The sequence below is a fragment of the Streptococcus sp. SR1 genome, from assembly GCF_000526075.1.
In the GTDB taxonomy this organism is placed as follows: Bacteria; Bacillota; Bacilli; order Lactobacillales; family Streptococcaceae; genus Streptococcus; species Streptococcus halitosis.
This window is the reverse complement of sequence record NZ_JATR01000008.1, coordinates 43,754-57,963: the sequence shown is the minus strand read 5'-3', so window position 1 is coordinate 57,963 and position 14,210 is coordinate 43,754. Positions and strand designations below refer to the sequence as shown.

Sequence of the window (14,210 nt, the reverse complement as noted above, 5' to 3'; positions counted from 1 at the left end):
ATTGCAAAATCCGTTTCCTATCTTTTCCAATGAGGTTTATAGTACGCAGAAAGCCTGAGAAGATTTCTTCTCAGGCTTTTGCTAATCATATAAATACGATACTGCTATGAAAAAATCACCCAGAATACTCTGGGTGATAAATGTTATGGTTGTGCTGGTTGCGGATTCTGGTTTTGTTGGCCAGGGGTTGTATTTGATTGTTGCGTATTATTGTTAGGATTGGTAGTCGTACTATTATTTGTGCTTGTATTTGTGCTTGGAGTAGTTGAGCTAGACTGTGAAGTTGAGCTTTCTGATGTCGAGCTTGAACTTTCAGTTGATGGGGTTTGCTGTGGAGCAGGTGTAGTCCATGTAGAACGAGCACCATTTTTAAATACGAATTCTCCACTTCTGTAGAGGCCCTCAGGCATAGTCCAGTCACCAGGATGATCATCTTCAGAGAGATAAGTCATCATTGAACGGTAGACCTTAGCAGCGACATAGAAGCCATCACCAACGATAGGAGTAAGACGATTTGAGTAACCTGTCCAAACTGCCATTGAATATTTACGAGTATAGCCAACGAACATTTCGTCCGGAGCTACATAACCCGTATTTTTAATGTAGTTTTCAATCTCATCATCTGTATAGTTTGACGTACCAGTTTTACCAGCTTGTGGTAGCCAAGGGAGGTAGGCTCCTCGACCAGTTCCGTATGCCAAGACAGTTTTCATCATATCTGTCATCATATAGGCGGTCGTTTCTTTCATAGCACGTGTACCAGAATCAGAGAATTCTTTTGAACTGCCATCACTAAAGACAATCTTGTTGATATACATAGGTTTACGGTAGATACCGCCATTGGCAAAAGCAGCATAAGCCGCAGCCATCTTCTCGCTGCTTGCTCCATACTTTTTGTCAGATTCAGTTGTATTACTTGAAATAGCATTAGCATAGTGTATGCTTGGGTAGTCAATACCGAGTCCATTTAGGAAGGTCTTGGCACGATCGAGCCCTACTTTCTCTAGCGTTTCTACAGCCGGCACATTCCGTGATTGCTGGAGAGCATACTGGAGTGTTATGTTTCCAAAGTAACTCTTATCCCAGTTATAGACAGGGGTAGAGGTTCCAGGGTAATTATAAGGACTATCGTGAACAATCGAAGCAGTTGAATCATAAACGCCATATTCCAAAGCAGGAGCATAGTCTGTAATAGGCTTCATGGTAGAACCCCAGTCACGGTTAGTTTCTACAGCTTGGTTTATTCCAAAGGAAACGTTACTTGATTGGTGGCGAGCACCTAATTGGGCAATGACTTTCCCGTTTGTGACATCAACGATAGTAGAGGCCACCTGTAACTCATCATCTGGATAGTTGACATACTCGTCCGTATTGTAAATATCCCAGAGACGTTGTTGGACCTTAGAATCAACGTTTGTGTAGACTTCCATACCCGTAGTTAAAAGGTTGTAACCTGTTTCCTGTTCAACTTGGTCAATCACCTCTTTGAGGTAATTATCCATGTATGGAGGATAACTATTAGCCGATTTTAGACTTTGAAGTCCATCTGTAATCGGAGTATTAATCGCTTTTTCATATTGCTCAGCTGAAATGTAACCTTGCCCCTTCATCTCAGAGAGGACGAGATTACGACGTTCTTGAGCGGCTTCTGGATGCGAGTAAGGGTCATACTGGTTTGGAGCCTGAGGCATACCAGCAAGGAGGGCCAATTGAGGGATGCTCAAATCTTTAAGGTCTTTGCCATAGTAACTTTGGGCAGCTGTCTGCATTCCGTAGTTACCGTTTGACATGTAAACCTTGTTGATGTAGTAGGTCAAGATCTCTTGCTTAGTCGCTTTTTGTTCTAGCTGAACGGCTAACCAAGCTTCCTGGGCCTTACGAGAAAGAGTCTGATCAGAAGTTGACGTAGAGAAATAAGTTAACTTAATCAACTGCTGCGTCAAGGTGGAAGCTCCTTGCAGACCTCCACCACCACGAAGGTTTCGTAGGGTAGCACCTAGGATACGGATCGTGTCGATTCCTCGGTGATTAAAGAAGCGATGGTCCTCAATCGAAACAATAGCGTTGACCAAATCGGTCGGTATTTCGTTTGCTTGGGCATTGACCCGACGTTCCGATCCAAGATCAGCGATAAGTTCATCATTGCTATCATAGATCTTACTTGACGTTGTAGCAACTAGTTTACTTTCAGATAGGGCTGGAGTCTTGCTAACATAGTAGAGAAAGAGACCTCCGCCCAGCATAATAGCTGCGATAAATACAGTTAAGAAGCAGATACTGATATATTTAGCTATTCGCAGGATATTTTGTTTGTTCATCTTGTTTTACCACCTAGTAAATGTTCTTTGATAATATCGAGATAGGGAATCTGGGGAAAGGCACCCAGCTCAATCCTATATCCATTTTCTCGAATATATCCAAGTGGCATTGACTTTTGTCCCTTATCTTGATGATAGAAACGAATCAGGTCAACAGCCGGCAATAAATAAGTTTCTTGCTGAGAAGCAAAGTGAAGAAGGACAAAGCAGATTCCTCGCTGGGCAAGGACCTGTTCCATATGCTGAATCTGATGGTGATGGAAATTCTTCATCGGAATCGCATGTTTTTGCCTAGTTTCCTTTGCTTCAAAGTCGATGTAATATCCATCATAAACCCCTGAATAGTCTGTGGTTGAGGCTTGTCTAAAGTAGGCTTCAACGATCTTGGCTCGACTTCGTTGGGGATAGTCAACACGTACGATTTGGACGGGAGTTGGTTTCTTGTGAATCACTGCCATCCCATGCGACAAGTAATAATCGTTCGTAGCGTTGATCATCTTTTCAAAAGACATTCCCCGATTTGCGAAATTTTTAGTTTGTGACGGGGGAGCTTGTCTCTTCTGTGATGAAATTTTATGTGGATAGTTGACCATAATTCTCCTTATTGGTACAATAACATCACTCTATTATATCATAAATTTACAAAGAAAGGGTTAAAAATGACAACAGCCTTGATTTCAGGTTATTCTGCCTTCGACCTTGGTCTCTTTAATGACAAGGATATTCGCGTTGATATTATCAAAACAGCTATTCGGAGAGACCTGGAGCGTCTAGCAGAGGAAGGGGTGACCTGGCTTGTCTTTACTGGGGCTCTGGGCTTTGAGTACTGGGTGCTTCAGGTGGCGAAAGACATGAAAATAGACTATGAATTTCAGCTGGCGACCATTTTTGATTTTGAAACCCATGGCAGTAACTGGAATGAAGCCAATCAAGTGAAGTTGAGCGAATTCAAGCAAGTTGATTTTGTCAAATATGCCTATCCACAGTATGAACACAAGGGACAACTACGTGATTATCAGAAATTTTTACTGGAGAACACAGATATTTGCTATCTTTTTTATGATGAAGAAAACAAAACTAAGTTACAATATTTTTACCAAATGATAAAAAATCAAGCGGACTATGTTACAAGGCAATTAACATTTGATGAGTTAAATGAACTAGCAGAAAATTTTTCTGAAAAGTAACCCTTTGACCTTGATTTTTACTTGTATTTTTTTATATAATAATACTAGTAACCCAGAATGGAGAGAGACATGGCAAGTATTATATTTTCAGCAAAAGATATTTTTGAACAAGAGTTTGGACGCGAAGTACGTGGATATAGCAGAGCAGAGGTGGATGAATTCCTCGATGATGTGATTAAGGATTATGAAACCTACGCAGCTTTGGTTAAATCCCTTCGCCAAGAAATTGCCGATTTGAAGGAGGAGTTGTCTCGTAAACCACAGGCGACTCCAACTCAACCAGACTCTATTGAAGTAACAGCTTCTACTTCAATGACAAACTTTGATATTTTGAAACGCTTAAATCGTCTCGAAAAAGAAGTATTTGGTAAGCAAATCTTAGACAACCAAGATTGATATTGAATAAGGGATGAGTGCAATTTTTGGATAATCGCGTGAAGAGGTTCTCTTTTCATGAGGAAAGTCCATGCTAGCACAGGCTGTGATGCCTGTAGTGTTTGTGCTAGGCGAATCCATAAGCCTAGGGACGAGTGATCGTTACGGCAGTCGAAATGGCTAAGTCTTCGGATAGGTCAGAATAGGCTTGAAAGTGCCACAGTGACGGAGTCTTTCTGGAAACAGAGAGAGTGGAACGCGGTAAACCCCTCAAGCTAGCAACCCAAATTTTGGTCGGGGCATGGAGTGCACGGAAACGAACGTAGTACTCTGACTGCTAGCAGATTTATGCTGTTAGCGGTAGACAGATGATTATCGAAGGAAGTGGTCCTAGTCACTTCTGGAACAAAACATGGCTTATAGAAAATTGCATATAGGTTGAGGCTGAGAAATCTTTCTCAACCTCATTTTTTAAAGTGAACAAGAGAAAGGTCCTGCAAGACTAGAAATGAAAGAACAATTTAATTTAATCGCAACTGCTGCGGCGGGTCTTGAGGCTGTCGTTGGACGAGAAGTGCGAGATCTGGGTTATGATTGCCAGGTTGAGAATGGACGTGTCCGCTTCCAAGGAGATGTGAAGGCAATCATTGAGACCAATCTTTGGCTTCGTGCAGCGGATCGCATCAAGATTGTAGTCGGAAGCTTTCCAGCTAAGACCTTTGAAGAGCTTTTTCAAGGTGTTTTGGCTCTAGATTGGGAAAACTATCTCCCGCTTGGGGCGCGTTTCCCGATTTCAAAGGCTAAATGTGTTAAATCAAAACTTCATAACGAGCCCAGTGTTCAGGCCATTTCTAAGAAAGCTGTTGTGAAGAAATTACAAAAACACTATGCCCGCCCAGAAGGAATTCCCTTGATGGAAACTGGTCCTGAGTTTAAGATTGAGGTATCCATCCTTAAGGATGTGGCAACTGTTATGATTGACACGACAGGTTCTAGCCTCTTTAAACGTGGTTATCGTACGGAAAAAGGTGGAGCTCCTATCAAGGAAAATATGGCAGCGGCCATTTTGCAACTTTCTAACTGGTATCCAGACAAGCCCTTGATTGATCCGACCTGTGGTTCAGGAACTTTCTGCATCGAGGCGGCTATGATTGCTAGAAAGATGGCTCCAGGACTTCGCCGTTCCTTTGCTTTTGAGGAATGGAACTGGGTCAGCGATCGGTTAATCCAAGAAGTTCGCACAGAGGCGGCTAAGAAAATTGATCGTGAACTTGAGCTGGACATTATGGGCTGTGATATAGATGCTCGCATGGTGGAAATTGCCAAGGCAAATGCTCAAGCAGCAGGTGTCGCAGGTGATATCACCTTTAAGCAAATGCGGGTACAGGACTTGCGCACTGACAAGATTAATGGCGTTATCATTTCCAATCCACCATATGGGGAGCGTTTGTCCGATGATGCAGGAGTTACGAAACTTTATGCTGAGATGGGACAGGTCTTTGCACCACTGAAAACCTGGAGTAAGTTTATCCTGACGAGTGATGAAGCTTTTGAAAGTAAGTACGGAAGTCCAGCGGATAAAAAACGAAAACTCTATAACGGGACCTTAAAAGTGGATTTGTATCAATACTTTGGTCAGCGTGTGAAACGCCAAGAGGTAAAATAGAAAGGTAAACTCATGAGCAAGAAAAGACATGATCGTCATAAAAAAGAACAGCAAGAGCCACAATTCGACTTTGACGAAGCAAAAGATTTGACTGTTGGTCAAGCAATTCGTAAGAATGAGGAGGTTGAGGCTGGAGTATTGCCTGAAGACAATATCTTGGACAAATACATCAAACAGCACCGCGAAGAGATCGAGGCAGATAAGTTCGAAACTCGTCAGTTTGAAAAAGAAGAATTGGCTTCTACTCGAAACTTAGAGGAATTGATCCAAGAAGTTCGTGAAACAAGTGAACTTTCTGGAGAGGTAGAAGGTTCAGATGTGGTTTCCGAGGAATCTATTGAAGAGATAGACAATGAAGAAACTACTCAGTTTGTTCCTCCACTTCAAGATGAAGAAAGTACTGAAATGGAGCCTCTCGTTTTAACAGAAACAGCATCCAAGGAAATGAATGAGGAAAATGAGGAACAAGAAGAAACCTATACTTCCCTATCACGATCAGTACAGACGGAACCTGAAACAGGCTCTAAAAAGAAACGTCTGATTACTATCGTTTCTGTGGTAGCTGCGATTCTTGTTCTTGCTGGGACGTATTATGTTTACCGTCAGGTATCTCGTTCAAACCAAGAAATTCAGTCTTCTCAAGCATCTTCAGGAAATCAAGAATCGCAAACCGACTTGCAAGAGTTCAATACGCTTTATGATTCCTTCTATACAGATGCCAATAAGACTGCTTTAAAAAATAGCCAGTTCGATAAGTTGAGCCAGCTAAAAACCTTACTGGATAAGTTAGAAGGTAGCCGTGATTATACACTAGCTAAGTCAAAATACGATAGCCTAGCAACTCAAATCGAGGCCATTCAAGATGTCAACGCCCTCTTTGAAAGTCCAGCTATTACTGATGGTGTCTTGAATACCAATGCTAAAGCCAAGGCGGATGCTAAGTTCACGGAAGTTAAAACGGGAAATACAGAGCTTGATAAACTGTTAGATCAGGCGATTAGTCTTGGTAAGAGTCAACAAACCAGTGCTTCCAGCTCAAGTTCTAGCACGAGTCAAGCAAGCTCAAGTTCAGCTACAGAAAGCAGTGCAAGCAGTACGACGCCTTCAACAAGTACCACAGCACCGGCTAGAGATACAAATGGTGGTTTATCTGGCGATGGGGTTAATCTTCAAAGAAGTGCTAGTCGTGTACCCTACAACCAATCAGCTGTAGACGATAGCAATAACCCTGCTTGGACGTTTGCAGATGGTGTATTGGAACAAATCCTAGCAACCTCACGTGCTCGTGGCTATATCACTGGCAACCAATACATTCTCGAACGTGTCAATATTGTAAACGGAAACGGCTATTACAACCTCTACAAACCAGATGGAACCTACCTCTTCACCCTCAACTGTAAGACTGGTTACTTTGTAGGGAATGGTTCTGGCCATGCAGATGACTTGGACTATTAGGAGTCCGTTACAAAATTCTTTTCTTTCATAGGTAAAAATGATAAAATAAAACAAATTAAATAAGAGGAGTGTCACATGACAAAAGCTAACTTTGGTGTCGTAGGTATGGCCGTAATGGGTCGTAACCTTGCCCTAAATATCGAATCTCGTGGTTATACAGTTGCCATTTACAACCGTAGTAAAGAAAAAACAGAAGACGTAATTGCTTGCCATCCTGAAAAGAACTTTGTACCAAGCTATGACGTTGAAAGTTTTGTAAACTCAATCGAAAAACCACGTCGTATCATGCTGATGGTTCAAGCTGGGCCTGGTACAGACGCTACTATTCAAGCCCTTCTTCCCCACCTTGACAAGGGTGATATCTTGATTGACGGAGGAAACACTTTCTACAAAGATACTATCCGTCGTAATGAAGAATTGGCAAACTCAGGTATCAACTTTATCGGTACTGGAGTTTCTGGTGGTGAAAAAGGTGCCCTTGAAGGTCCTTCTATCATGCCTGGTGGACAAAAAGAAGCCTACGAATTGGTTGCGGATGTTCTCGAAGAAATCTCAGCTAAAGCACCAGAAGATGGCAAACCATGTGTGACTTACATCGGTCCTGATGGAGCTGGTCACTATGTGAAAATGGTCCACAACGGTATCGAGTATGGTGACATGCAATTGATCGCAGAAAGCTATGACTTGATGCAACACTTGCTAGGCCTTTCTGCAGAAGACATGGCTGAAATCTTTACTGAGTGGAACAAGGGTGAGTTGGACAGCTACTTGATCGAAATCACAGCTGATATCTTGAGCCGTAAAGATGATGAAGGTCAAGATGGACCAATCGTAGACTACATCCTTGATGCTGCAGGTAACAAGGGAACTGGTAAATGGACTAGCCAATCAGCACTTGACCTTGGTGTGCCATTGTCACTTATCACTGAGTCAGTATTTGCCCGCTACATCTCTACATACAAAGAAGAGCGTGTACATGCTAGCAAAGTCCTTCCAAAACCAGCTGCCTTCAAGTTTGAAGGTGACAAGGCTGAGTTGATCGAAAAGATCCGTCAAGCCCTTTACTTCTCAAAAATCATCTCATACGCACAAGGTTTTGCCCAATTGCGTGTGGCTTCTAAAGAAAATAACTGGAACTTGCCATTTGCGGATATCGCATCTATCTGGCGTGATGGCTGTATCATCCGTTCTCGTTTCTTGCAAAAGATTACAGATGCCTACAACCGCGATGCTGATCTTGCAAACCTTCTCTTGGATGAGTACTTCTTGGATGTTACTGCTAAGTACCAACAAGCAGTTCGTGATATCGTAGCTCTTGCTGTTCAAGCTGGTGTACCAGTGCCAACCTTCTCAGCAGCTATTACTTACTTTGATAGCTATCGTTCAGCAGACCTTCCTGCAAACTTGATCCAAGCACAACGTGACTACTTTGGTGCACACACTTATCAACGTAAAGACAAAGAAGGAATCTTCCACTACTCTTGGTATGACGAGAAATAAGTAGGTCTGCCATGGGGAAACGGATTTTATTACTTGAGAAAGAACGAAATCTCGCTCATTTTCTCAGTCTGGAACTCCAAAAAGAGCAATACCGTGTTGATCTGGTCGAGGAGGGACAAAAAGCCCTCTCCATGGCTCTCCAGATAGATTATGACTTGATTTTACTGAATGCTCGTCTGGGGGATATGACGGCCCAGGATTTTGCAGAGAGGCTGAGTCGGACAAAATCTGCCTCAGTGATAATGGTCTTGGACCATCGCGAAGAATTGCAAGACCAGATTGAGACAATCCAGCGCTTCGCCGTTTCTTACATCTATAAGCCAGTGATTATTGATCAGCTGGTGGCTCGTATTTCAGCGATTTTCCGAGGTCGGGACTTTATCGACCAACACTGTAGTCAGATGAAGGTCCCAACGTCTTACCGCAATTTGCGTATGGATGTAGAACATCATACCGTTTATCGTGGCGAGGAGATGATTGCTCTGACGCGCCGTGAGTATGACCTTTTGGCCACTCTCATGGGAAGCAAGAAGGTCTTGACTCGTGAGCAGTTGTTGGAAAGTGTTTGGAAGTACGAAAGTGCGACAGAAACCAATATCGTGGATGTTTATATCCGTTATCTACGTAGCAAGCTTGATGTAAAAGGTCAAAAAAGCTACATTAAAACCGTGCGTGGTGTTGGGTACACCATGCAAGAATAGAAAAGCAGTTGCAGTTTTGTAACTGCTTTTTTTGAGAAATTTCTATATATTGACATACAATAAAGTCTTTGCTACAATCAGTTATGGAGGAAAGATCTAATGAAAAAATTTAAAATAATGATGCAAGTTGGACTCGCAGTCTTTTGCTTTGCTTTGCTAGCGACAAGCACCGTCTTTGCGGATGATACTGATTCAGAAGGCTGGCAATTTGTCCAAGAAAATGGTAGAACCTACTATAAGAAGGGAGAACTCAAAGAAACCTACTGGCGAGTGATTGATGGTAAGTACTATTATTTTGATCCTTTATCTGGAGAGATGGTTGTCGGCTGGCAATATATACCTGCTCCACACAAAGGGGTTACGATTGGTTCTTCTCTAAGGCAAGATGTTGCTTTTAGACCAGATTGGTTTTACTTTGGTCAAGATGGGGTACTACAAGAATTTGTTGGCAAGCAAGTTTTAGAAGCAAAAACTGCTACAAATACCAACAAACATCATGGGGAACAATATGATAGTCCAGCAGAGAAACGAGTCTATTATTTTGGAGATCAGCGTAGCTATCACACTTTAAAAACTGGTTGGATTTCTGACGAAGGGCATTGGTATTATTTACAGGAGGATGGTAGCTTCGATGCTCGTATCGACAGTTTAACGGTTGGGGAGCTAGTGCGTGGCTGGACCAATGATAACTCAACTTGGTACTATCTAGATCCAGAAACTGGTATCATGCAAACTGGTTGGAAACAACTTGGCAATAAGTGGTACTATCTCCGTTCATCAGGAGCAATGGCGACTGGCTGGTATCAAGAAGGCTCAACTTGGTATTATTTAGATGAACCAAATGGCGATATGAAAACGGGCTGGCAATACCTTGGGAACAAGTGGTACTATCTCCGTTCATCAGGATCTATGGCAACTGGCTGGTATCAGGAAGGCTCGACTTGGTACTACTTACATGCAAGTAATGGAGATATGAAGACAGGCTGGTTCCAGGTCAATGGCAAATGGTACTACGCTTACAGCTCAGGTGCTTTAGCAGTGAATACGACCGTAGAAGGCTATTCGGTCAACTATAATGGCGAGTGGGTTCAATAATGAAAGAGGCGATTGTGAAGGAAACAATCGCTTTTTTTGTGAAAATATAATAAAATAGATAGGAGAAAATACTACTGTATGAAATGAGACGGTCTTTTCGTCTGGTTAAAGGAAAACATGACAAAAAAAGTTGGTGTCGGTCAGGCACATAGTAAGATTATTTTAATAGGGGAGCATGCGGTCGTCTACGGCTATCCTGCTATTTCCCTGCCTCTCTTAGAGGTGGAGGTGACATGTAAGGTGGTCCCTGCTGAAAGTCCGTGGCGTCTCTATGAGGAGGATACCTTGTCCATGGCGGTTTATGCTTCGCTGGAGTATTTGGATATCAAAGAAGCCTGCATTCGATGTGTGATTGACTCGGCTATCCCTGAAAAACGGGGAATGGGTTCGTCAGCGGCTATCAGCATAGCAGCCATTCGAGCTGTTTTTGACTACTATCAAGCCGACCTGCCTCATGATGTACTAGAAATCTTGGTCAATCGGGCTGAGATGATTGCCCATATGAATCCAAGCGGTTTGGATGCTAAGACCTGTCTCAGTGACCAGCCCATTCGCTTTATCAAGAATGTTGGTTTTACAGAACTTGAGATGAACCTATCTGCCTATTTGGTGATTGCAGATACAGGTGTGTATGGTCACACTCGTGAAGCCATCCAAGTGGTTCAAAGCAAGGGGAAGGATGCTCTGCCGTTTTTGCATGCCCTGGGAGAATTGACCCAGCAGGCAGAAGAGGCAATTAGACGAGAAGATGCTGAGGGACTGGGACAAATCTTCAGTCAAGCGCATTTACATTTAAAAGAAATTGGTGTTAGTAGCCCTGAGGCAGACTCCCTCGTTGAAACGGCTCTGAGCCAGGGTGCTCTAGGTGCCAAGATGAGTGGTGGTGGGCTAGGAGGCTGTATCATAGCCTTGGCAACCAATTTGACTCAAGCTCAAGAACTAGCAGAAAGATTAGAAGAGAAAGGAGCTGTTCAGACATGGATCGAAAGCCTGTAACAGTACGTTCCTACGCAAATATTGCCATTGTCAAATATTGGGGAAAGAAAAAAGAAAAAGAGATGGTTCCTGCTACTAGCAGTATCTCTTTGACTTTGGAAAATATGTACACAGAGACGACTTTGTCGCCTTTACCGACGGATGCGACTGCTGATGCCTTTTATATCAATGGTCAACTTCAGAGTGAGGATGAGCATGCCAAAATGAGCAGAATCATTGACCGTTACCGCCCAGAAGGTGAGGGCTTTGTCCGTATTGATACCCAAAACAACATGCCTACCGCAGCGGGCTTGTCCTCAAGTTCCAGTGGTTTGTCCGCCTTGGTCAAGGCCTGTAATGCTTATTTCCAGCTTGGTTTGAATCAGAGTCAGTTGGCGCAGGAAGCTAAGTTTGCCTCAGGTTCTTCCTCTCGGAGCTTTTATGGACCACTAGGTGCCTGGGATAAGGATAGTGGGGAAATTTACTCTGTTGATACAGACCTGAAACTAGCTATGATTATGTTGGTGTTAGAGGATAAGAAAAAACCAATTTCTAGCCGTGATGGAATGAAACTTTGTGTGGAAACCTCGACGACCTTTGATGATTGGGTTCGTCAGTCTGAGAAGGATTATCAGGAGATGCTGGTTTATCTCAAAGAGAATGACTTTGCCAAGGTTGGGGAATTAACGGAGAAAAATGCACTAGCCATGCATGCTACGACCAAAACAGCATCACCAGCTTTTTCTTATCTGACGGATGCAACTTATGAAGCGATGAACTTTGTCCGCCAGCTTCGTGAGCAAGGCGAAGCCTGCTACTTTACCATGGATGCTGGTCCCAATGTCAAGGTCCTCTGTCAGGAGAAAGACTTGGAGCATTTGTCAGAAATTTTCGGTCAACGTTACCGCTTGATTGTGTCAAAAACAAAGGATTTGAGCCAAGATGATTGCTGTTAAAACTTGCGGGAAACTCTATTGGGCAGGTGAATATGCTATTTTAGAGCCAGGACAGTTGGCCTTGATAAAGGCGATACCTATCTATATGAGGGGAGAGATTGCCTTTTCTGATAGCTACCGTATCTATTCAGATCTGTTTGATTTTGCAGTGGACTTGACGCCAAATCCTGACTACAGCTTGATTCAAGAAACGATTGCTCTAGTGGAAGATTTCCTCGTTTATCGTGGGCAAGCCTTGCGACCTTTTTTCTTGGAAATCCGTGGAAAAATGGAACGCGAAGGCAAAAAGTTTGGTCTGGGTTCTAGTGGTAGCGTCGTTGTCTTGGTGATCAAGGCCCTGCTGGCTCTATATGATATTACGGTTGATCCGGAACTCTTGTTCAAGCTGGTAAGCGCAGTCTTGCTCAAGCGAGGCGACAATGGTTCTATGGGAGACCTTGCCTGTATTGTGGCAGAAGATTTGATTCTCTACCAGTCGTTTGATCGCCAAAAGGTGGCTGCTTGGTTGCAAGAAGAAAGCTTGGCGACGGTTTTAGAGCGTGATTGGGGATTTTCAATCTCACACGTACAACCTGCCCTAGCATGTGATTTCCTAGTTGGATGGACCAAGCAAGTGGCCGTATCGAGTCAAATGGTTCAGCAAATCAAGCAAAACATAGGCCAGAATTTTTTAAGTTCCTCAAAAGCAACGGTGTCTGCTTTGGTAGAAGCCTTGGAGCAGGGGAATGCCGAAAAAGTTATTGAGCAGGTGGAAACAGCCAGTCAGCTTTTAGAAGGTTTGAGCCCAGATATTTACACACCTTCGCTGAGACAGTTGAAAGAAGCCAGTCAAGATTTGCAGGCTGTTGCCAAGAGTAGTGGGGCTGGTGGTGGTGACTGTGGGATTGCCTTGAGTTTTGATGAGCAATCAACTGAAACCTTAAAAAATCGCTGGGCCGATCTGGGGATTGAGCTCTTATACCAAGAAAGGATAGGACATGACGACAAATCGTAAGGATGAGCATATCCGCTATGCCCTTGAGCAGAAAAGTTCCTATAATAGCTTTGATGAGGTGGAGTTGATTCATTCTTCCCTGCCTCTTTATGACCTGAATGAGATTGATTTGTCTACAGAGTTTGCAGGTCGAAAGTGGGATTTTCCTTTTTATATCAATGCCATGACAGGTGGGAGCGATAAGGGGAGAGAAATCAATCAAAAACTGGCTCAGGTGGCAGAAGCCTGTGGGATTTTGTTTGTGACGGGCTCTTATAGCGCAGCCCTCAAAGATCCAACAGATGACTCTTTTTCTGTCAAATCTAGCCATCCAAATCTCCTACTTGGAACCAATATTGGCTTGGACAAGCCTGTTGAGTTAGGACTTCAGACTGTAGAAGCGATGAATCCTCTCCTCCTGCAAGTGCATGTCAATGTCATGCAGGAATTGCTCATGCCAGAGGGAGAAAGAAAGTTTCGAAGCTGGCAATCGCATCTGGCAGATTATAGCAAGCAAATCCCAGTTCCTATTGTCCTAAAGGAAGTGGGTTTTGGGATGGATGTAAAGACTATCGAAAGAGCCTATGAACTGGGTGTTCGAACGGTTGACCTGTCAGGTCGTGGTGGCACCAGCTTTGCCTATATCGAAAACCGTCGCAGTGGCCAACGTGACTACCTCAATCAATGGGGCCAGTCCACCATGCAAGCCCTTCTCAATGCCCAAGACTGGAAAGACAAGGTCGAACTTTTGGTTAGCGGAGGGGTTCGGAACCCGCTGGATATGATTAAGTGCTTGGTCTTTGGAGCCAAGGCTGTGGGACTGTCACGTACCGTTCTGGAATTGGTTGAAACCTACTCGGTCGAAGAAGTGATTGGCATTGTCCAAGGCTGGAAAGCAGATCTACGTTTGATCATGTGTGCTCTTAATTGTGCCACCATAGCAGATCTGCAAAACGTAGACTATATTCTTTACGGTAAACTAAAAGAAGCAAAAGATTAGATGTAGAGA

Annotated in this window: 13 protein-coding genes and 1 other RNA gene; 12 read left to right on the top strand and 2 right to left on the bottom strand. The window is 43.4% G+C overall.

Translation table 11 applies throughout. The features are described 5' to 3' along the window. Nucleotides 1–143: 143 nt before the first annotated feature. A complete protein-coding gene (gene pbp1a / locus HMPREF1518_RS02125; protein ID WP_033583808.1) occupies nucleotides 144–2,318 on the bottom strand; it encodes a penicillin-binding protein PBP1A in 2,175 nt (724 codons plus the stop codon). Continuing rightward, entirely contained in the window at nucleotides 2,315–2,911 is a 597-nt protein-coding gene (gene recU / locus HMPREF1518_RS02120) for a Holliday junction resolvase RecU (protein WP_033583806.1), read from the bottom strand. The genes pbp1a and recU overlap by 4 nt, the downstream gene beginning before the upstream one ends. Nucleotides 2,912–2,977: 66 nt before the next feature. Here recU and HMPREF1518_RS02115 point away from each other — a divergent pair, with 66 nt between their 5' ends. The 12 genes from HMPREF1518_RS02115 to fni all read left to right on the top strand — a co-directional run bounded on the left by HMPREF1518_RS02115 (nucleotide 2,978) and on the right by fni (nucleotide 14,201). Next, on the top strand, nucleotides 2,978–3,505 hold the full coding sequence (locus HMPREF1518_RS02115; protein WP_033583804.1) for an SLOG family protein: 528 nt from the start codon (nucleotides 2,978–2,980) through the stop codon (nucleotides 3,503–3,505). A 69-nt stretch (nucleotides 3,506–3,574) separates the two neighbouring features. Beyond that, a complete protein-coding gene (gpsB, locus tag HMPREF1518_RS02110; protein ID WP_033583802.1) occupies nucleotides 3,575–3,901 on the top strand; it encodes a cell division regulator GpsB in 327 nt (108 codons plus the stop codon). 22 nt (nucleotides 3,902–3,923) lie between these two features. After that, an RNA gene (gene rnpB, locus HMPREF1518_RS10565) (RNase P RNA component class B) lies at nucleotides 3,924–4,305 on the top strand. Nucleotides 4,306–4,388: 83 nt separating this feature from the next. Beyond that, complete coding sequence (locus HMPREF1518_RS02105) at nucleotides 4,389–5,546, top strand: THUMP domain-containing class I SAM-dependent RNA methyltransferase (protein ID WP_033583800.1); 1,158 nt, start codon at nucleotides 4,389–4,391, stop codon at nucleotides 5,544–5,546. Nucleotides 5,547–5,558: 12 nt separating this feature from the next. After that, nucleotides 5,559–7,001, top strand: a complete 1,443-nt coding sequence (gene mapZ / locus HMPREF1518_RS02100) for a cell division site-positioning protein MapZ (protein ID WP_033583799.1) — start codon at nucleotides 5,559–5,561, stop codon at nucleotides 6,999–7,001. Between the two features lie 75 nt (nucleotides 7,002–7,076). Further along, a complete protein-coding gene (gndA, locus tag HMPREF1518_RS02095; protein WP_007518502.1) occupies nucleotides 7,077–8,501 on the top strand; it encodes an NADP-dependent phosphogluconate dehydrogenase in 1,425 nt (474 codons plus the stop codon). Between the two features lie 11 nt (nucleotides 8,502–8,512). Continuing rightward, on the top strand, nucleotides 8,513–9,202 hold the full coding sequence (locus HMPREF1518_RS02090) for a response regulator transcription factor (protein WP_033583798.1): 690 nt from the start codon (nucleotides 8,513–8,515) through the stop codon (nucleotides 9,200–9,202). Nucleotides 9,203–9,301: 99 nt separating this feature from the next. After that, entirely contained in the window at nucleotides 9,302–10,297 is a 996-nt protein-coding gene (gene cbpF / locus HMPREF1518_RS02085) for a choline-binding protein CbpF (protein WP_033583795.1), read from the top strand. A gap of 117 nt (nucleotides 10,298–10,414) precedes the next feature. Beyond that, nucleotides 10,415–11,293: a mevalonate kinase gene (gene mvk, locus HMPREF1518_RS02080; RefSeq protein ID WP_033583793.1), complete on the top strand. Its 879-nt coding sequence runs from the start codon at nucleotides 10,415–10,417 to the stop codon at nucleotides 11,291–11,293. Then, nucleotides 11,275–12,228: a diphosphomevalonate decarboxylase gene (gene mvaD / locus HMPREF1518_RS02075; RefSeq protein WP_033583792.1), complete on the top strand. Its 954-nt coding sequence runs from the start codon at nucleotides 11,275–11,277 to the stop codon at nucleotides 12,226–12,228. Before mvk ends, mvaD begins: the two co-directional genes overlap by 19 nt. Beyond that, nucleotides 12,215–13,222 (top strand): phosphomevalonate kinase, encoded by a 1,008-nt coding sequence (locus tag HMPREF1518_RS02070; protein WP_033583791.1) that lies wholly within the window; start codon nucleotides 12,215–12,217, stop codon nucleotides 13,220–13,222. The genes mvaD and HMPREF1518_RS02070 overlap by 14 nt, the downstream gene beginning before the upstream one ends. Beyond that, nucleotides 13,206–14,201, top strand: a complete 996-nt coding sequence (gene fni / locus HMPREF1518_RS02065; protein WP_033583790.1) for a type 2 isopentenyl-diphosphate Delta-isomerase — start codon at nucleotides 13,206–13,208, stop codon at nucleotides 14,199–14,201. Before HMPREF1518_RS02070 ends, fni begins: the two co-directional genes overlap by 17 nt. Nucleotides 14,202–14,210: the final 9 nt, after the last annotated feature.